The organism is Streptomyces sp. SLBN-118, assembly GCF_006715635.1.
Taxonomy (GTDB): Bacteria; Actinomycetota; Actinomycetes; order Streptomycetales; family Streptomycetaceae; genus Streptomyces.
In genome coordinates this window covers 1,291,540-1,310,438 of sequence record NZ_VFNP01000001.1, presented here as the reverse complement: position 1 = coordinate 1,310,438, position 18,899 = coordinate 1,291,540, and the positions used below count along the sequence as shown (strand labels likewise).

At 67.7% G+C, this 18,899-nt stretch carries 14 protein-coding genes and 1 pseudogene; 3 read left to right on the top strand and 12 right to left on the bottom strand.

Going from position 1 to position 18,899, the window contains the following annotated elements:
- Nucleotides 1-183 precede the first annotated feature (183 nt).
- Genes FBY35_RS05975 through FBY35_RS05955 form a run of 5 tightly spaced genes read right to left on the bottom strand, consistent with a single transcriptional unit; the run spans nt 184 to nt 5,290 of the window.
- Nucleotides 184-1,434 carry an ROK family protein gene (locus tag FBY35_RS05975; RefSeq protein WP_142212779.1) on the bottom strand — a complete coding sequence of 417 codons (1,251 nt, stop codon included), beginning with the start codon at nt 1,432-1,434 and terminating at the stop codon, nt 184-186.
- Nucleotides 1,431-2,891 carry an FAD-dependent monooxygenase gene (locus FBY35_RS05970; RefSeq protein ID WP_142212778.1) on the bottom strand — a complete coding sequence of 487 codons (1,461 nt, stop codon included), beginning with the start codon at nt 2,889-2,891 and terminating at the stop codon, nt 1,431-1,433. Before FBY35_RS05970 ends, FBY35_RS05975 begins: the two co-directional genes overlap by 4 nt.
- The gene (locus FBY35_RS05965; RefSeq protein ID WP_142212777.1) at nt 2,888-4,078 is read right to left on the bottom strand and encodes an MAB_1171c family putative transporter; all 1,191 of its coding nucleotides are present in this window, start codon (nt 4,076-4,078) and stop codon (nt 2,888-2,890) included. Before FBY35_RS05965 ends, FBY35_RS05970 begins: the two co-directional genes overlap by 4 nt.
- Nucleotides 4,079-4,081: 3 nt before the next feature.
- Entirely contained in the window at nt 4,082-4,612 is a 531-nt protein-coding gene (locus tag FBY35_RS05960; RefSeq protein WP_142214924.1) for a toxin-antitoxin system, toxin component, read from the bottom strand.
- Between the two features lie 45 nt (nt 4,613-4,657).
- Entirely contained in the window at nt 4,658-5,290 is a 633-nt protein-coding gene (locus FBY35_RS05955; RefSeq protein ID WP_142212776.1) for a helix-turn-helix transcriptional regulator, read from the bottom strand.
- A gap of 232 nt (nt 5,291-5,522) precedes the next feature.
- Here FBY35_RS05955 and FBY35_RS05950 point away from each other — a divergent pair, with 232 nt between their 5' ends.
- Entirely contained in the window at nt 5,523-6,602 is a 1,080-nt protein-coding gene (locus tag FBY35_RS05950) for a helix-turn-helix domain-containing protein (RefSeq protein WP_142212775.1), read from the top strand.
- 86 nt (nt 6,603-6,688) lie between these two features.
- Here the strand turns inward: FBY35_RS05950 and FBY35_RS05945 are convergent, their stop codons facing one another.
- The 3 genes from FBY35_RS05945 to FBY35_RS05935 form a co-directional block, all read right to left on the bottom strand.
- Nucleotides 6,689-6,982, bottom strand: coding sequence for a hypothetical protein (locus FBY35_RS05945; RefSeq protein ID WP_142212774.1), 294 nt, complete (start codon nt 6,980-6,982; stop codon nt 6,689-6,691).
- A gap of 84 nt (nt 6,983-7,066) precedes the next feature.
- Nucleotides 7,067-7,513, bottom strand: coding sequence for a hypothetical protein (locus tag FBY35_RS05940; RefSeq protein WP_260848529.1), 447 nt, complete (start codon nt 7,511-7,513; stop codon nt 7,067-7,069).
- Entirely contained in the window at nt 7,507-7,992 is a 486-nt protein-coding gene (locus tag FBY35_RS05935) for an ATP-binding protein (protein ID WP_142212773.1), read from the bottom strand. Before FBY35_RS05935 ends, FBY35_RS05940 begins: the two co-directional genes overlap by 7 nt.
- Nucleotides 7,993-8,116: 124 nt before the next feature.
- Here FBY35_RS05935 and FBY35_RS05930 point away from each other — a divergent pair, with 124 nt between their 5' ends.
- Nucleotides 8,117-8,977, top strand: coding sequence for a helix-turn-helix transcriptional regulator (locus FBY35_RS05930; RefSeq protein ID WP_142212772.1), 861 nt, complete (start codon nt 8,117-8,119; stop codon nt 8,975-8,977).
- Nucleotides 8,977-9,216 (top strand): DUF397 domain-containing protein, encoded by a 240-nt coding sequence (locus tag FBY35_RS05925; RefSeq protein WP_142212771.1) that lies wholly within the window; start codon nt 8,977-8,979, stop codon nt 9,214-9,216. Before FBY35_RS05930 ends, FBY35_RS05925 begins: the two co-directional genes overlap by 1 nt.
- 56 nt (nt 9,217-9,272) lie before the next feature.
- On the opposite strand, the gene FBY35_RS05920 is transcribed toward FBY35_RS05925, so the two are convergent.
- From FBY35_RS05920 to FBY35_RS05905, 4 genes and pseudogenes are all read right to left on the bottom strand, one after another.
- A complete protein-coding gene (locus FBY35_RS05920) occupies nt 9,273-9,767 on the bottom strand; it encodes a hypothetical protein (protein ID WP_142212770.1) in 495 nt (164 codons plus the stop codon).
- A gap of 86 nt (nt 9,768-9,853) precedes the next feature.
- Nucleotides 9,854-10,123 carry a transposase family protein gene (locus FBY35_RS05915; protein ID WP_142212769.1) on the bottom strand — a complete coding sequence of 90 codons (270 nt, stop codon included), beginning with the start codon at nt 10,121-10,123 and terminating at the stop codon, nt 9,854-9,856.
- Between the two features lie 309 nt (nt 10,124-10,432).
- A complete protein-coding gene (locus tag FBY35_RS05910; RefSeq protein ID WP_142212768.1) occupies nt 10,433-10,894 on the bottom strand; it encodes a hypothetical protein in 462 nt (153 codons plus the stop codon).
- A 780-nt stretch (nt 10,895-11,674) separates the two neighbouring features.
- Nucleotides 11,675-18,546: pseudogene (locus FBY35_RS05905) on the bottom strand (DNRLRE domain-containing protein); the annotation flags it as partial.
- Nucleotides 18,547-18,899: the final 353 nt, after the last annotated feature.

Here is an 18,899-nt window from a genome sequence, read left to right as displayed (position 1 = left end):
GCGGCTGGGCCGCACATTCAGCCCGTCCGGCGTTTGAGGACATGCGGCCGAAGGTCGCATACGGGGTCCAGGGGCGAAGCCCCTTGGTTACGGGATGGGGGTACCTCCCACGGCCGCCAGGCCGTAGGGGGAGGGCGGGGTGGGGGCAAAGCCCGCCGTAGGCGACCCGCCCCGCAGCCCCGACTACCCCGCTGCCCGCGCCGCATACCGCACCGGATCCCCCAGTACCTCCCGTACCACCAGCGCCGCCGCCCCCCGCGCCGCGTCCGCCGCCGGGGACGCTGCGCGCAGGCGGCCCGCCGTCTCGGGCCACAGGCCCGAGACCACCCGGCCCGACAGCTCGCCGTCGGCCGGCGGCGCCAGCCACGGCAGCAGCGGTGGATAGATCCCGCCGAGCACCACCGCGTCCGGGTCGAAGAGGTTCACCGCGCCGGACAGGACCCGGCCCAGCATGAGCCCGGCGCGTCGCAGGGCTGCCACCGCACGCTCGTCGCCCGCGCGGGCCCGCCGTTCCAGCTCGGCCACGCCCCGGGCGCCGCTGGTCTCGTCGAGTCCAGCGGCTCGCAGCAGCGCCGCCTGGCCGGCGTACTGCTCCAGGCAGCCGCGCGAGCCGCACCGGCATTCGGGGCCGTCAGGGGACACCACGACATGGCCGATCTCGCCGGCGAAACCGTGCGCGCCGCGCAGCAGTTCACCGTTCAGAACCAGCGCGCCGCCGACGCCGATCTCGCCCGTCAGATACAGGAAGCCGCGCACGTCGGCGAGGTCCCCGAACCACAGCTCCGCCAGGGCCGCCACATTGGCCTCGTTCTCGGACCGCACCGGCAGGGCGGGATCAGCGGGACGCAGAGCGGCGAGCGCCTCGGCGAACGGGACTTCGGCCGCGACATGTGTCCAGCCGAGGTTGGGCGCGTACCGGACGGTACCGGCAGAGACCAGGCCGGGGAGAGCCAACTGGACGCCGACCGGGTGCAGTTCCTGCTCGGCCGCGGACACCAGGGCCCGCGCGGCGATCACCGCGGCCCGGCCCAGCACCAGCTCGGGCGGCGCGCCGCTGTTGTCGATGTGCTCGACCAGCCGCACCCGGTCGCTGCCCGCCAGGTCGACCACGCACACCGCGACATAGTCGACGTTGATCTCGACCCCGATGCCCGCGACTCCGGTACGGGCCACCTTCACTACCGTGCCCGGACGGCCCGCCTGACCGCTGAATGTCTTGCCCGACTCCGTCAGGAACCCGCTGTCCAGGAGCTGTTCGACCAGGGAGGAGACGGCCGCCCGGGTCAGCCCCACCCGCGCCGATACACCGGCCCGGGTCACCTCGCCCGCGTCGCGGACCGCCCGCAGCACCAGGCTGAGGTTGTGCCGTCGTACCGTCTCCCGGTCGGCCTTGGGCTCCAGCGGTGGGTGGTTCCCGGGCCCGTTCGGTCTCACGCGTCCGCCGGATCGGTTTCGAGCTCCGTCTTCCGCTCGCCGCGGGGCCTGGCGGCGCTGCGCAGTTCCTCGTCGGTCAGCGGCGGCCCCGGCAGGGGCGGCAGCCCGGGTCCGCGCAGCGCGGCCAGCACAACCCGGGGGCGGACGAGCGTCGAGATGGGTGCGGACAGGGTCATCACATCGGTCAGGGCGTCGACGACCAGGAAGTTTCCGGTCGACGTCAGCATCAGGCGGTCGACGTAGCGGCCGAGCAGCCGGTCCACCGCGCCGGGCTCCTTCCCGGTCGCCCCGGGGTAGAAGATGTCCTGTCCGGTGGCGAGGTCCCAGGCCGTGGACGCGGGTTTGGCGATGGCGCGCTGTGCGCGCCTGGCGAGGCCGGGCGCGGTGATCCCGCGGTTGCGGATCTGATCGCGCAGGGCCCGTACGCCCTGTGCCGCCACCGACATGCCGTGGCCGTAGACCGGATTGAAGGTGGCGACCGCGTCACCCACCGCGACGAAGCCCTCGGGCCAGCCGCGGACCTTCTCGAAGTACCGGCGCCGGTTGGCCGTGTTGCCGAAGGTGACCACATCGCTGAGCGGCTCGGCACCGGAGATGAGCTCGCCGACGACCGGGTGCCTGACCGAGCGGGCGAAGGCTTCGAAGGCGTCGGCCGCCTTGGTCGGCTCGCCGCCCCGGGTGCCGGAGAGTGTCACAAGCCAGCGCCCGTCCTCGACGGGGAGGATGACCGCGGACTGTCCGGGCCGCGGTTCGCGGGCGTTGGACTGCACATTGACGATGGGGAAGTCCCCGGTTTTCTCCGGGGCGCGGAAGAGACGGCTCGCGTACACCAGGCCGGTGTCCACCTCGTCGACTCGTACGCTCTCGACCCCCAGCGCGCCCAGCAGCTGCGGTGTACGGGTGCCTCGGCCGCTGCAGTCGACGACCAGGTCGGCTTCGAGGACGCGCTCGGTGCCCTCGGCGGTCCGTACCCGTACTCCCGTGATCCGGGCCGAATCGCCTTCCAGGGACAGCACCTTGGTGCGTGCGAGCAGGGTGATGCCGGGGGCGGCCAGCACCTGCTCGCGCACCACCCAGTCGAGGAGGTCGCGGCTGCAGGAGATCAGATAGTGCGTCTCCTCGGTCCAGCGCCGGTACCAGCCCTGCGGAGAGAGCCCGACCATGGCGGTCGGCAGCGGGATCCGCCGGGCCCCGGCCGCCAGCCAGCGAGCGGTGACACCGGGCAGTACGGACTCGATCGCCTCGACCCCGCCGCACCACAGGATGTGCGCGTGACCTGCCTGGGGCAGGTGCTTGCGGGGCTCGGGCCCGGCCGGGAGGGCGTCGCGCTCCACGACCGTGATCTCGTCGGCGAACTCGCCCAGTGCGGCGGCGGCCAGCAGCCCGGCCAGTCCCGCGCCGATGACGACGGCGCGACGCGGGGCGGGGCCGGCGTCGGGTCTCTGGGGTTCGCTCATGGGTGGCTGCTCTCTGACCTGGCCGCGCAACGGCGGCGTGCTGCTGCGACGACAGGCGAGTGACGCAACGCCCGTGACATACCGACGAGATCGCGCTGTGCCTGCTTGGGCAGGGCGGCACGGGTGTCCGCCGAGGTGATGATCGTTCCTTGCGGGTCGGCGTCCCGGGCGATGACCGCGGCGGCCAGCATCGCGGCCTCGGCGACCGCGTCCGCCTCGTCGGCGCCGGCTCCGTGGGCGTGCGCCGCGGCATGGGAGTCCGCCCGCAGGGCGTGGTCGAAGTAGGGGTCCAGGGCGAGGATGCCGTCGTGGATGAAGGCCTCGCGCTGGGTCAGCCGGAGGTCGAGGGAGGACCACAGGGAGATCCGGACCGCGGCCGTGCCTCCGGGTGCCGCCGAGCGCAGTTCCCGCCACAGGGTGCCGAGCTTGCGGTAGGTCGACCACTTGCGCCAGGCGTCGGCGAGGCGCTGGCCGACCAGCGGGAGAATGAACCCCGTGGCGATGATCAGGGCGGAGGCGGACGCCAGCGGCGGTGCGACGCGGGTGCTGAGCCAGTCCAGGTTGTAGCCGGCCCAACGGGCGGACACTGCGGTGTACTTGACGGCGTCGAACCCGATGTTGAGGAAGTAGCCGGTCATGATGAGCACCAGGCCGGTACGCAACCAGCCGTGCACCACCAGGGACCAGCGCCTGCACAGGACCGACATCACGACCGCCGCCACCGTGTGCGACACGAGATAGAGAACGATCATCTCGCGCATGTACGGAGTGTTGGCGTAGTACGTGTCCAGATCGCGCAGCCGCTCGACGGGTGCGTCGCCGAGAGCGAAGAGGACGATCATCGCCACTATCACGGCGCCGTACGCGGTGATGGTGCGGCGGGACGCGCGTCGGGTCACCTCGGGCGGGCCGCCGCGCCAGTTGATGACGAGCACCAGGCAGGAGGCGCTGAACGCCGTGAGGATGCAATAGACCAGCGGCGCGGAGAAGTTGGGAATGCCGGTGATGCGGTTGACCGCGGCGATGGTGGGCGGCGCGGCGAAGAAGAACACCGAGACGGCCACGAGCAGCAGTGCGCTGACGGACCGCAGCAGCGGGTCACGCCAGCTGCGGCTGAATCCCGGCAGCCGGCAGGCGAACGCGACGGCGAGGGCGGCGCCCGGTATGTAGAAGTCCAGGCCTTCCACGCATCAGCCCTGCGGCTTTCGGTACCCCAGTGACGCCTCGATACGGCCCTCGATGACATCCAGGCCCGGGAGACCCCGTCTGGGTGAACTCGACAGCAGCGAACGGCACTTGGAGCTCAGCAGCAGTCCGAAGCTCTCCGCCTCGCTCTCCTCGGCGACGTCGAAATGCGTACGAGCCGCGACCTTGAGGACGGTGTCCTGCAGGTCGGCGCCGTCGTTCAGCAGGCGTGCCGCGACGGCGGCGCCCTCGACGTGGTGGCTGGAGTGACCGGCCTGCATGTGCCACAACTCATGGCCGAGGATGACCAGTTGGTGATCGGGAGCGGTGCGCTCCTCGATGACGATGAGGTCCTGGTCCGCCATGTCGAGCCAGAGCCCGCTGGCGGTTCCCGGGGGGAAGGAGGCCATGCGGAACTGGACCGGCCGGCCGCGTCGGCCGCTCATCCTGGCGCACAGGGTGGCGTAGAGGTCCGTCGGTTCCGCGGGGACGGGCAGGTCGATTCCGGCGATCAGTTCGCCGCACAACCGCCGCATCTCTTTGCCTTTGTTCACCGTTCTCCCGTCGGTGCGTGGTTCACTTCAGGACTCCGTCGGCTTGACGCTCTCGAGGAGCATGTCGAGCCATTCGGTGACCTTGTCGCGGTGTTTGTCGGTGGGGAGCTGGGCCGCGCGCCAGGCGATGCCCCGTACCCCGTGGTCCTGCAGCAGACGCTCCAGGGGGTCGCTGTCGCCCGCGTAGTCGTGCAGCAGCGTCTGCTCGGTGCGCTGCAGGGCGCCGTCGAGCGCGTCGGCGTCCTCCGCGGTGAGGAATCCGGCGTGGACCTTGAAGAAGCGCTGGATGGCGTCGCAGTGCTCCATGGTCGGTCTGCGGTCGCCGTTGATGAGAGCCCCCGCCTGCTGCCGCGACATGCCTGCGCCGTCGGCGATCTCCTGCTGTGTGTAGCGGCGGCCGTTGGGCTTGAGCCGGGTCCTGCGCAGCAGGTCGAAGCGCTGAAGGAAGCGTGCCTGGAGGTCGGGTTCGCCCGCGGGCCTGCCGTCGAGGAGGTCCCCGACCACATCGGCGGGGACGCCGGAGGCCTCGGAGAGCTGATGTACGTCGAAGACCTCACTGTGAGGCACACCGAGCTTGCCCGCGAGTTCGGCCAGACGGGAAATCGACGCCGCCAGGGGGCCTGCGGCTGTCGGGACCGGAACCGAGAAGCCGTCTGTCACCAGTAGGTCTCCTAGATCACGCGAGGTCGCTCCGCACACAGTGGGCTGCCGGGAGAGTAACTGTTCCAGAGAAGTGTAACCAGGCCTTGCCACAGCTGTGGCGCGATCTGGACGCTCAGCGGCGGTCAATGCCACGATAGTTGACATGTCCGGGTGCGGGTAGCAGGATCGCCACGCGGTGATGATCCAAATGGCCCTGCCGCACCGGGACTTCGAGAGGGTGGCATTCTCGATGACACATGAGGCAGGCGTGGAACGACCCGGTGCCCATGGGCGGCGAGGCCACTTCGGCACGGCCCGCGGCGCGCTCCGGGCGAGGCGCGTCACCGATGTCATCAGGCGGCGCCGCGAGGAACTCGGGCTGAGCGTCGAGGACGTGGCCGCCCGGCTCGAGATCAGCACCGGCGCGTACGGAAGCTGGGAACGCACCCCCGCTCAGGACTGGACCGACGAGCGGCTCATTGCCCTGGTCAAGGCCCTGGAGATGAGCGACCAGCAGGGTGGCTGGCTCTTCCGTCTCGCCGTCGACCGCGACCCGCCGGCCACCCCCGGCCGGCCCGTGACAGCCGCCCTTTCCGCGCCTCCGCTGGGGCCGGCGCGCCCCTCGGGCCCGGCCTTCCCCTCACGGCCCACGCGCCCGTTCGCGCCCGGGCCCGCACCCGCGCTGCCCATCCTGCCCGCGGCGCCGGACGAGCCAGATCCGCTTGCTGCGCCCGACCCCGAAACCCGTGCCTACCTGCACGACTACGCCGCGATGATGGACGCCGTGCCGATGCCTTCGGTGCTGTTCGACCGGCGTTGGGACGTGGCACACGCCAACCATGCCTTCGAGGCGCTGTTCCGCGGCATCGCCCCGCACCCCACGGCCATGCCCGCCGAGAACTTCCTCAGGTTCGTGCTCTTCCACCCGGACGCCGGGACGGTGCTCGGCGACCGTGAGACGAGCTGGTGCCTGCCCTTACTGGCGCAGCTCGACGCGGCCCTGGAGTGTTACCCGCAGGACCGAGTCCTTCAGGCCATTCGTCGCGACATCGCGGACGACCCGATCATGGACGCCGCCTACCGCTGCGGACTTCCGCACTGGATGCGCGCCATGGGGGCGGCTGCCATGCATCACGACGGAGCCGTACGGCCGTTGCACCACCCTGATCCCCGGCGGGGGCGGACCGAGTGCCGGATCGTCGACGAGACCCCCGGGACCCTTCAGGGCCAGGGCTTCACCCGGTTGACGCTGGTCCTGCGCGAGGGGCGGTCCGTCTCGCCCGATGTGCGGCGGGGCAAGTCGCATCTGCGAGCTGTCTCCAGCGGCTGAGACGCGAGCGGCACGACGGCCTGACGGCCCGCTCCGTCGGCTCATCGCCGCCTCAGCTCATCGCCGTCTTCGGTGCGTTGCCGTCTTCAGCGCATCGATGCCACGGCCCACTCCGCCACAAGGGCCACCGCGACCCCGACCCCCAGCACTGCCGTGGCCACCCGTGTACGCCCCTGGCGGCTGAGTACCAGCGCGCTGCCCGAGAGGATCAGCGCGATGCCGTAGAAGCCCACTGTCAGCACCGAGTGCGTGCTGCCCAGCCGCAGCACGAGCGTGACACCCACGGCGATCATGATGAGCGCGGAGAGGGCTATCCGAACATGACGTGCCTGGCGTGGTGTGAGCCCCTGCCGCTCCGGGCTCGAATTGGCTTCCGACATGCACCGAAGCCTATGCGGTCCGATGGGTGTTCGGGCTGCGGGGGCTGATCTTTCCTGCCCCCTGGTGTACGCCCCGGCGCCTGGTCAGGTGCTGTGCGCGCCGCCCACGCCGGCCGTCCACAGGGGAGCGGTTCCGGTGAGCTGGCAGGCCATCAGATAGAGCGGTATCGGCGGAGTGTAGGGGCTGGCGTCGTCGGGCCGCCGGATCAGCCGGGGATTCGCCGCAGGCACGTACGCCCCGCGGGCGTAGTGCGAGGGCAGCGGCCAGGTCAGCTCCAGGTCCGAGCCGGCCGGCACGATCCACCACCACCAGTCGGTGTCGGCGAAGACGCAGCCGTGGCGCGGTAGTCCGCCCAGCAGCCGGAAGCCGTGGCGCGCGGGAACGCCCACGGCATCACAGCCCAGATGGGCCGGGAGCGTGGGCGGAAGGACGAGCCGGGTCAACGGGCGCTCGGCGAGCGCGGTCTTGGTGCGGCAGGTGCCGCGGCGGACGCTCCGGGAGAAGAGGAGAGTCGCCAGGCTTTTCAGCATGGCCTCTGCGGAACGGGTGGAATGCCGGTCTGCTGGGAGGTGCGGGCGTGTGGCAGTTCCGCCCAGACCAGACGGCCGGGGCCGTGCTTCGACTCGTCCGCCCCCCAGGCGCTGCTGACGGCCTCGACCAGCAGAAGGCCGCGCCCGCGTTCTTCTTCGACGGTGTGGCACACGTGCGGGACGGCAGGGGATGCCCCCTGGTCCTGCACGGTTATTCGCAGGAGCTCCGCGCCGATAAGGAGTTCGCAGGCCACCAGATGGCCATCGGTGTGCACGACCGCGTTGGTGACCAGTTCGGACACGACGAGCATCGCTGTGTCGCGAACGTCGCCGCCTATTCCCCACAAGTGCAGCTGTTCGTGCGTGAGTCTTCTCGCTCTCGCGACGAACTCGACGCGCGCCGGAAGTTCAAAGTTGTACCGGTGGTCGGCCCCCGGGCACTGGTCCACGAGCGGGGCGGTGAGCGCGTCACGGTTCACCCGACCACTCTCCCGCTGCAATTGCCACCTTGGCAAGGGTCACTTTGAAAAATTCAGAGTGGGCATATTCATCTCCGCGGGAGCGTGGCACACTGCTCGCGACAGCACGTGGGGAGGTCTCGAAGTGAGTGAACCGCGGTCCGCCCCCACGGTGGGCCAGGTCGTACTCGGCAGGCGCTTGCAGGATCTGCGGGAGCGGGCCGGACTCAGGCGCGAGGAAGCGGCAAAGATCCTTCGCGTGGCCGCAGGCACCATCCGCCGGATGGAAACAGCCGAGGTCGCGCTGAAGATCCCCTATGTCCAACTGCTGCTGAACGCCTACGGGATCACTGACGACGAGGCCCGAGGTTTTATCGAGCTCGCCGAGGAGGCCAACAAGCCCGGCTGGTGGCAGCGCTTTCACGACGTTCTGCCCGGCTGGTTCAGTATGTACGTCAGTCTGGAGGGCGCCGCCGCCCTTATCCGGACTTATGAGCCGCACTTTGTGCCCGGTCTGCTGCAGACGGAGGACTACGCCCGGGCCATCATGACCTGCGGAGCCGTCGGGCAGACCGACCCGGCCGACATCGAGCGCCATGTGGCGTTGCGGATGGAACGCCAGGCTCTGCTGACCCGACCCGACGCACCCAAGTTCTGGGTGATCATGGACGAGACGGTCTTCCGCCGGCCCGTCGGTGGCCCCGGCGTCATGCGAGCGCAGATCGACCAGCTGCTCGAATGGGCCCGGCTGCCCCATGTCACCCTGCAGATCGCGGAGTTCGCGACCGGACATCACCCCGGCACCTACGGGCCGTTCGTCCTCTTCCGGTTCGCCGTCCCCGAGCTCCCGGACATGGTCTACAGCGAGTACCTCACTGGCGCCGTCTACCTGGACGCCCGCCCCGAGGTCGCCTCGCATCTGGAGGTTCTGGACCGCATGGCGGCCCAGGCCGCGACTGCGCAACGCACGAAGGAGATTCTCAGGGATCTCCGCAAGGAGTTGTAATGGATCACAACATATACAACGGCATGCCGGCGGCCCAACTGGGCGAAGAGGGCTGGCACAAGCCGTGGAGCGGCGGCAACGGCGGAAACTGCTTCGAGACGATGAAGCTGGCCGACGGCAGGGTCGCGGTGCGTCAGTCCGCTGACCCGGACGGCCCCGCCCTGATCTACACCTCCAACGAGATCGAGGCATTCATCCAGGGGGCCAAGGCCGGGAAGGCGGACTTCCTGGTCGGGTGACGCGGTCGTTCTGATCGTCCTTCCTGGTGACCGAAGCGCTGCCCCAGGGCTTGTGGTCACCCAGGGCCTTCTGCCAGTTCTCGGTGCATCGCGCCGATCCCGTCCATCTTCTGGGACTCCACGACGTGGTCGAAGCCGTCGTACACGCTTCGCTCGATGACCTTGCCGCCCGCGGTGACCGACTCCTGGCGGCCGAACGGGTCGTAGGTGTAGTTGGCGGCCGAGCCACCGGTGGTGGCCCTGAGCAGCCGGTTCCGGTCGTACTCGTAGACGGTGGTGGCGTCCTTGACCGTCTGCCCGATGACGTTGGCGTTGTCGTCGTGGACGTACGTCTCCGTACCGGCACCTGTACCCGTCTTGACCGACTTGGCGAGCCGGTGGGCCGGGTCATAGGTGTAGTCAGTGGTGGAGGACAGGTCGGTTGAGTGGTTGGCGGCGTTCATCTTCTGCGCCACGTCCTGCGCTTTGTTCCCGTTGGGGTCGTAGGCGTAGGTGCGTGAGGAGACCAGCGTTCCCGGATCAACCGCGTGATCAAGCTCGTCGCGCGCCACGCGTTCGGCTTCCGCAACGCAGGCAACCAGCGACTACGGACACGTTGCGTCACCACGCGGCGAGCCCGCATGCACCTCCGCACCGCTTAACTTCGAAGACCCCTCCTACCGTCCGCCGCCAGGCGTGCCGGGCCGTCCGGCGGCTCCACGACGGGCCTCGCCAGCGCGGCCAGGCCCTCGGGGCGCAGTCGCTCGATGACCCGTCGCACTGCGTCCATCGACGCGGCGGGCCGCTCGCCCAGCGCCCCGCGCACCGGGAAGCCCAGCCGGCCCAGGGTGTCCTGCGGGGCCCGCCGCAGCCATTGCCCCACCGCCGCGTACGAACGCGCCCCGGCCGCGACCGCATGCGACCGCATAGGCAGCCGCCCGCACCAACGCGACCAGCGGATACCGCCTGCCCCGACGTCCACGAGGATCCCAACCCTCGACTGTGTCACCCGCCGGGGCGACAGAACAGAACGCACGAGCGCAGGCATGGCAGACTCACGAATCACCGAAGCTCCGTTGTGCGCAAGGGACTTGAGAGGTCACTCGCATCAACGGAGCTTCGGCAGGTTCGGTCACCCTCGCCCTGACCAGCCACTTCACAAGATCAACTCGACCTTGCGAGAGCCCTGAGCTGACACCCGACACGGCTTAACTCATGGCGATTGGGCCCCGGGCCATCACACAGGGAACGGACCGGTGTAATGGACCCGACGCTCCCGCACTTCACGCTGCAACAACTCCCCGGCGTGCGGGCGGAGCTTCTCCCAGTTCTCCGGATAGCCCAGCAGCTGATCCGTTACGCGGATGCTGGTCATTTCCTTGATGAAGGGGCTGTGACTCCCCAGCTCCAATAGGCGTTCCAGGAAGTATGCACACCGATTCGCCAGTTCCTCGTCCAAGGGAACGGAATCGAGGAGCGGCTTCAGCACCTCATCCACGAAGACCTCGCTGATCAAGGTGTACGCCCCCACTTCGGCAGCAGGCCTGTTCACCGAGTCGGCGTACTCACGCTCGTCCTCCTCCAACGCGAGAATCACCTCCCGCTGCGCCGGAAAGCACTCCCGAATGAGGTCCCGCACGAGCGCGGAAGCCGTGGGACCGGCCTGCTCGCGCTCGGCGCCGTCCGCCGCTTCCGTCACTTCGTCTCTGCCCTTCATACGTCTGCTCAGTTCTTTTCCCGGGCGGCGCCCCTTTGCGTTCCGTACGCAAAGGGGCGCCGCAATCCGTCCGGCCGTCAGTCGCTACGCGACCTCAGGAACCGGGCAGTCTCCCATCACATCACACGGTTGGTCCCCTCGGAAAAGGGAACGCATTCCGTCCCAGATGAAGAGGAGGTCACCGAGCGCCCCTGCCCCGTTGAGCAGCTTCGGCAGCCTGGGTTCCCCCTTGAGGCGTGGCACCCCATGCGGGTTTGCCTCGAATTCGCCGCCGGTGATGGCCTTCATCGAAGGAGCGCGCCACATGCGATCACCCGCCGACTTCACGGCGTTGTGCACCTCCTGGTTCTCATTGATGAGCTTGGTCACCGCGCCGTTCTCGTCGACCGTGTTCAGGGCCCTCCAGATTTCGTCGGCCTCGGCCAGGGCGACGTTACGGTCCGCCTCTGAGAGGTTGACCTTCTTGTCCGGCTTCCGGTCGTCCTCAAGGAGCTTCGTCAGCCGGGTCAACTGGTCGGCGGCGTCGGCCACATGCCACAGTCCCTTGGTCGGATTGCCCGTCTTGAGTTCGTTGATCAGCGCGGAGCTCACCTTTCCGTCACCGACCTCCGGAACCGATCCCGGCTTGAGGTAGATGTCACCGAGAATTCCGCGCAGCTTCCCGTTCTCGACCGTAGGAGCCACGGCGGCACCCGACGGAACGAGGGGCGACAGGAAGCCGCCTCCGCTGCCGCCGCACGTGTTGCCGATCTCCGGCACGCCCGGTGCGCAGGGAAGGTGACCGTCGAGTTCGACGAAGCTGACCGGGTTACCACCGGTGAACGCATAGCGGTTTCCAGTGTAGGGGTCCGCTCCGAGGCTCATGTCGGCCAGGGCCCCGGTGTACATGTCCCGGGTCGTGAAGCGGTTGAGCCCCGGGTCGTAGTCGCGGAAGCCCATGTCGTATGTGCCGGACTGCGAGTCCCAGCGTTTGGCGTTGTAGCGGTAGGCGTTGTACGCCTCCTTGGTCGGGTCGCCGGCGTCGGGCTTGTCGATGCCGGTGAACTCCGACTTGTCGTCAGCGCCGTACGCCGTGTAGCCGTACGTCGCCTTCGTGTCGCCGTTCTTGTCCGTCAGGGTCTCGAGTCGGTGTGGCTGTTGTATCCGTAGTAGCCGTCCTCCGTCGTGCCGTCGGTGTTGTGCTTGATCTGCGACAGTCGCTCGCCCCATGGGCTGTACTGGTACGACTTGGTCAGCTGACTGCCGACCTTCTCGTCCAGTACCTCATCGGACATACCCAGGTACTCGTAGGCGGTGGTCTTGCCGTCCGCCGTCTTCGAGGTGGTGCGGTCCAGCGGGTCGAAGCTGTACTCCGTCGACTTCAGCGCGCCGGTGTCGTCCATCTTCTGGGACTCCACGACGTGGTCGAATCCGTCGTAGACGCTGCGCTGAATGACCTTGCCCTGGGCCGTCACCGACTCCTGCCGCCCGAACGGGTCGTAGGTGTAACTGGCCGTCGCACCGCCCGTCGTCATCGACAGCAGGCGGTTCCGGTCATACTCGTAGGTGCTGCTCGTCGCGCCCACCGACTGGCTGACGACGTTCGCGTTGTCGTCGTGGACGTACGTCTCCGTGCCCGCGCCGTTGCCGGACTTGACCGACTTGGCCAGCCGGTCGACAGGGTCGTAGGTGTAGTCGGTCGTCGAGGAGAGGTACGCTGCGTGGTCGTCGGCGTTCATCTTCTTCGCGACGTCCTGCGCCTTGCTGCCGTTCGGGTCGTAGGCATAGGAGTGCGAGGCGACCAGGGAGCCGTTCGGCTTCTTCTCCGTCGTGGACGCGACGGTGCCGTTCAGGTAGTACGTGTAGTCGACGGTGTTGCCGTTGCCCTTCGTCTCCTTCAGCTTCTGTGCGCGGTCGGTGTAGGTGTAGGACGTGACCTTCGGGTCAGCGTCCGTGGCGCTCTTGCCGACCGAGATGCTCTCCACCAACTCCCGCAGGTCATAGGTGTACTTGGAGAACTGGTCCGGGTGCGTGACCGTTTCCGGCTGCCCGTTGGCGTCGTAGGTGAACGACGTGGCCTTCTTCTCCTGCCCGGACAGCGCCTCGGTGACCTTCTGCACCTCGTTGAGACCGGAGTAGGCGACCGTGTAGGCGTCGATGTTCGCCCCGGACGAGGTGTCGTCGATCGACGTCAGGTTGGCGTTGGCGTCGTAGGCGTACGCGAAGGACTTCTTCTCCGTGTCGGCGGGATCACCTGCCGTGTCCCGCACCAGCTTCACCGCGTCGGCGACGGCGATGCCGCCGCTGTTCTGGTCCAGCCTCAGCTTGGTGTCCTCGTCCTGCTTGAGTGAGTAGGAGCCGAGGTTGACCCACGTACCGGTGTTCGCGTTCTGGTCCTTGGTGACGGCCGTTTCGGTCGTCGTACCGTGCGTGAGCGTGTACTTCGCCGTGGTCGCGGCGCCGGTCACCTTCGGGAACTTCACGTACGCCGTGTACGTGCCGTCCTTCGGGATGTTCAGCGTCCACGTGAACGCGTCGGTGCCACTGCCCGCGGCATGCGTGCGGTGGTCGTATCCCTGCTGGCCGGTGATGTCGCCCCTCGCCCAGGTGCCCGTCGAGGACGTGTTCTGCGTGTCGGAGTTGTCGTTCAGGACCACCGACTTGCCCACCGGCACGCCGTCGTCGGACTTCGACTTCAGCTTGCCGTCGGGGTAGTACGACCACGACATGGTTCGGTCCGAGGACCCGCCGGCCGAGGTGAGCGTGCGAGCGGTCTGCTTGCCCAACTCGTTGTAGTCGTAAGTGGTCTTGATGTCCCACGGGTCGGTGGACGACTTGGCCCAGCCGTTGTCGAAGTAGCTGAACGTGGTGTCGTTGCGGACCGTCTCGCCCTCCGACGGCGGCATTGAGGTCGTGTCGACACGGCCCACCGCGTCGTAGTCGGTCCGCGTGTAGACGTCCGCCTTGTTGTAGCGGGAGTCCGCCGGGTCGTACGGCTGGTACTGCTTCACCGGACGGTTCAGCGCGTCGTACTCGGTACGCGCGGTGAAGTCATCCGCGGCAGCCGTCGCCACGCCCCTGGGCGTGATCACCTTGGTGGTGTTGCCGGCCTGGTCGTACTCGAACTTCGTCGAGCGGTAGGTGATCGGCGAGGTGCCCGAGTACGGGACCTTGACCTCGGTCTGCTTGCCCCGCTCGTCATAGGTGACAAGCGCGGTGTTGTTCTCGGCGTCCGTGTTGGAGACGACCAGGGAGTCCTTGTCGTAGGCCTTCTTGGTGGTCTTGCCCGCGGCGTCCGTGGCGGTGACGACCCGGTGGTTCAGGTCGTAGTCGGACTTGGTGGTGTAGTCGGTGGTGTCGGCGGTGGCGTTCTTCTTCGGGTCGATGACCTTGGTGACGTTGCCGACGTTGTCGTACTCGTAGGAGAACTTGTCCTGGTCGGCGTTCACCACCGAGGTGAGCTGGTAGATCTCGTCGTAGTTGTTTGTGGTGACGTAGTCGTTCGGATCGGCCGTGGTCAGCGTTCCCTTGGGCTCCGTCGTCGTCTTGAGGTGACCGGCCTTGTCGTAGGTGTATGCCGTCCTCCGCTCGTCCGAGGTGGCCGTGTCCTTCGGCACGGTCGCCTCGCTGACGTGGTCGGCCTTGTCGTACACCGCCGTGGAGACGGCACCATTGGGCGCGGTCGACGTGGTGACGTTGTCGTTGGCGTCGTACACCGGCGCGGGCGTGGTGATGAGCAGGCCCGTGTTCTGGTCCTTGGGCACCGTGTTGACCAGCGGACGCCCATAGACGTCGTAGGTCTGCGTGGTCTTCTTGCCCAGCGCGTCGGTGACCTCGGTGACCTGGCCACGTGCGTCGTACACGTACGAAGTCGACTTGCCGAGCGCGTCGGTGATGGTCGCCGGGTAGCCCGTCGGACCGAAGTTGCTGTTGGTCGTCGGATTGCCGTTGGCGTCGGTCGCCTTGGTCAGCTGACCGTAGCCGTCGTACTCGTACTTGGTGGTGTAGTCGTCCACGGTGGCGGTGGCGACCCCCTTGGGATCGGTGACCGTCTTCAGGTTGCCGAAGGCGTCGTAGCCGAACTGCCACTTGCGGCCCTCGGGCGAGGTCTTGGTGAACAGGTCGGCGGAGTAGCCGTCGAGCCGGGTCTGGTACTCGTACTTCTGCGCGTTGGCCGGGTAGGTGCCCGGGGCGCAGTCCGAGGACGGCGGGACCCCTGCCTTGTTGTTCTCGGCGTCACGCGACCACAGCGGGTAGCCGGTCTTCTGGTCGTAGCAGTACGCGGTCTTGGCGTTGTTGGCCTCTTCGAGGTAGGTGACGTTGTTGTCCGCGTCCCAGCTCATCTTGGTGGTCTGGGACTTGGCGTTGGTCGTCTGGACGGGGCGGCCGAAGTCGTCCGTCACGTACTTGGTGGCGTGTGTCTCCGCGTCAGTGACCGTGGTGTCGACGAACTTGGTGTTGCCCGCGTTCACCGCGTAGGCGAAGCCGGTGTTCCCGTTGAGACGGTCGGTGATCGTCTTGGTCCACCAGTGGTACTTCGGGTCGTCACCGGCCTGCGGCGCGTAGTACGCCATGTTGGTGGCGTTGCCGCGCGGGTCGGTGGCCTTGACCAGCTTGACGTTCTTGTTCCCCTGCGTGGCATCGTAGGTGAACTTGAACACCTTCGGCTGCACGAAGCCGTCACCGTCGGTGAACTGCCCCAGCAGGCCCTTGTCGGTGTAGTAGAAGGAGATCTTGCGACCGGATATGTCCGTCATGGACTTCACGTGGTCGTAGATCTTGGAGTTGGTGAGGTTGGTGCCGGTGACCTTGGCGCCTGTGGCGTTGATGTAGTCGTAGGACGCGTCACCCTTGTTGAAGTAGGTGATGGTCAGCGACTGACGGCCGGCCGGGTCCGTGATGTAGGTCAGGAACTTGGTCGGCTTGTTGTTGGACTTGCGCTCCTCGTAGGTGAACGTCTGCGTGTTGCCGTTCTTGTCGACCGTGGACGTCATGTAGCCGTCGCAGCCGAACAGGAAGCGGGTGCCGTCAGGACGGGTGAGCGTCCAGGCATCCGGTACTGGGTCCTTGGTCGGCTTGCAGTCCAGGCCGGACTTCATCGTGACCTTGTAGTGCACACCGGCGGGGGCCTTCCACACCGAGTTGGTGCTGTCCCAGCGGAAGATGTGCGTGGTGCCGTCGCCGTCGGGGAGACGGATCTCCGTCGGGTTCGGGTTGGGGTGGAAGTCCAGTGGGGCGCCCAGTCGGATGGGACCTGCCGCCTGAATTGACCAGCCGTGACCAGCGACGGTGTCGCTCGTGTCCAGCGAGTTGTACGAGAAACGGGCGAAGGTGCTCAGGCCCCGGCCCGGGTTCGTGAACGCGTTGTACGACCAGACGCTGTTGCCCGAGGCCAGGTTGTTCATGACCGTGGAGCCGGCGCCGGTGTTCTTGCCGGTGTAGGAGTAGAACTTCTCCAGACCCAGGTCGTTCGAGGTCGGGTCCTCCACCGCCACGTTCTGCTTCAGCGACGGAATGGCGCCCGTCCCGGCCGACAGCCAGCTGCCGTCCGAGATCTTGCGGACGTCCCAGCCCAGCACGTACTCGGTGCGCTTGGAGCCGTTGTCCGAATTGATGGGGGTCTTGACCTGCGCCTGGATGGTCGCGGACTTGCCTGGCAGCAGCGCCGGAATGGCCGTCGACAGCTGGTTGCCGCCGTTGGTCATGTCCGTGCCGTCGGGCAGCTTCCAGGTGTACGACAGCTCCCGCTCACCCGCAGCCCACGTCGTGGACGTGGTGTTGGTGACCGTGAACTCGACCGTGTACTGCGAGTTCGGCGTCATCCGGGCCGGCGTCTGCGGCGCGTAGTACGTGTCCTCCGTGGTGGAGTCGACGTAGATGACCTGCATGTACGGGCGCAGCTGCGGGTCGGAGGCCTCCGACGACAGGAACAGAGTGCGCTCCTGCGGGCCGGTGGTCGTCTCGTCCTTCAGCTTGACGGCCACGCCCTTGTTGTTGGCGGGTGTGCGTACCCAGGACTGCATGAGGCCGGTGGCGTCCCACCAGTGGCGGCCGACTTCGTCGGTGATCTGGGGGACGGTGTCGGCGACGGTGGCGGACATGTCGCCGCCCGGGGTGGTCCACGCGGTGGTGGACGTGGCGTTGTTCCAGGTGGCCTGGGTCTCGGTGAAGTCGCGGGTCAGTGAGTGGAGTTCGTAGATGGCACCGTTGGTGGTGCTGGTGGTCTCCGCTCCCCACATGTACATCTTGTTCTCCAGCACCGTGGCGGTGGTGGGAATGTCAGTGGTGGGGAACTTCAGCACCGCGCGGGTCTTGCCGTACGTGGTGGAGTTGTTGCCGACACTCAGCCAAGTCTGGCCCACACCGAAGGACTGGATGGCGTCCTGGTTGACGGTGGGCTGCGCGGAGGACAGCGTGGTGTCCGTCTGACCCGCCTGGATGATCTTCATCGTCCGGCCGGCCTTGGGGATGCCCACCACCCGGGTCGGCGAGCCGAGCAGCTCGCCGCTCTTGGTCTTGACCGCGAGCTGGTAGAAGTACGACTTCCCGATCTCCGAGGAGCTGGAGTCGGGGGTCGGTACCGCCGTGGTGTCCGTGTAGGAGGTCGCCGTGGACGCGATCGGGGCGATCAGGGTCGCGGCGGACGGGGTGAAGACCTGTTGCGTGGAGCGGTGCAGCTGGTACTCGACGATGTCGTCGTTCGCCGCGCCGCTGGTGTTCACATACGCGGGCCAGGACAGCTCCGGGCCCGTGGAGTGCACCACGGTCGGGGAGTTCAGCGCGGTGCCGATCTTGCCGTAGGTGACGGTCAGGCGCGGAATGGTGGAGGTCTCACCACCGTAGTCGCCGTCGCCCGCCTCGTAGCGCGGACCGCCGGTCAGCGTCCCGGCCAGGGTGTCGTCCTTGGCCTGCACCACGAACCCGTAGTTGGGATTGACCCCGGACACCCAGCGTTGGACCGTGTCGGTCACCGGGAACTTGTGCCACTGGTTGTACTTGCCCACCGGCTTCACGATCTGAGCCGGGTTCACCAGCCGGACCGAGTCCGCCAGCGTCCGCGTCGTCGAGCTGCCCGTGTCACCCAGCACGATCTTGCCGGTGTTGCCCTTGACGAAGCTGTACTCGGCGGCATCCAGGGTCTTCCAGACCCCGCCCGTACCGGTCTGGTTGACCGTGTAATTCTTTGTACCGCCGTTGTAGTTCACGGTGTACGGGGCTGCCGTGGCCGCGTCCGCCGCCGCCGGGTAGTGCACATCCACCCGGTAGGAATCGCTCTCCGCCACCTGCGGCTGCCAGGAGTACGACTCACCCGTCAACGCGTTCTTGTTGTACGCGAAATCGTCGTAGGTCGCAGCCCCACCAGTCGTGGTGCCCCCCGGCCACTCGCCAACCGCCGCCGTCCCCACAGCCCCGTCATCGATCATGACGGTGGTGGCGGACAACTCACCCGCCAAAGCACTGGTGTTGGACCACGTCGCCGTCGTCTCGTCCCACGCACCCGTCGCCCGGTGCGCCTCCAGGGTCACCGCGTTGGAGTTGGTGGTGTGCGCCTGGTCGTAGTACATCTCCAGGCGGGCGGCATCGACCTTCACGCCCGCCGGGACCTCACTCAGCGGGAACTTGATCAGCGACCGGGCGATACCGGTGTCCGTCGATCGACGATCCCCTTACCGCCGTCATCCGACGACGACGCCGGGGCCGCATAAGCGACCTGCGGCAGCAGCGTTCCCGCCACCGCCGAGACCACCAGACAGGAGATATATCTCCTGTACGGAACTTTCACCTCAATGCCCTTTCGCATCGGCGGGCCAATTCGCCGCATGCGAAATAGGCACGCCGAATGAGCCGACCCGGAGGTTTCCGGTCGGCGTGACTCATGGCTCCACAGCCGAGAACTGGCAGTTCACGGCTGTGGCGGCGTGTTTCTAATCGCTTGAGTGACGCCCAGTCAACCCTCAGGACATTCGGGACAGTTGCCCCCTGAAAAGAGCGTTGATTCGCCCGTTTC

Bases quoted from the DNA above. Each gene is read 5' to 3' on its own strand.
- FBY35_RS05960 (WP_142214924.1), bottom strand. From the start codon at position 4,612: ATGCGGCGGTTGTGCGGCGAACTGATCGCCGGAATCGACCTGCCCGTC.
- FBY35_RS05945 (WP_142212774.1), bottom strand. From the start codon at position 6,982: ATGTCGGAAGCCAATTCGAGCCCGGAGCGGCAGGGGCTCACACCACGC.
- FBY35_RS05950 (WP_142212775.1), top strand. From the start codon at position 5,523: ATGACACATGAGGCAGGCGTGGAACGACCCGGTGCCCATGGGCGGCGA.
- FBY35_RS05970 (WP_142212778.1), bottom strand. From the start codon at position 2,891: ATGAGCGAACCCCAGAGACCCGACGCCGGCCCCGCCCCGCGTCGCGCC.
- FBY35_RS05940 (WP_260848529.1), bottom strand. From the start codon at position 7,513: ATGCTGAAAAGCCTGGCGACTCTCCTCTTCTCCCGGAGCGTCCGCCGC.
- FBY35_RS05925 (WP_142212771.1), top strand. From the start codon at position 8,977: ATGGATCACAACATATACAACGGCATGCCGGCGGCCCAACTGGGCGAA.
- FBY35_RS05915 (WP_142212769.1), bottom strand. From the start codon at position 10,123: ATGCGGTCGCATGCGGTCGCGGCCGGGGCGCGTTCGTACGCGGCGGTG.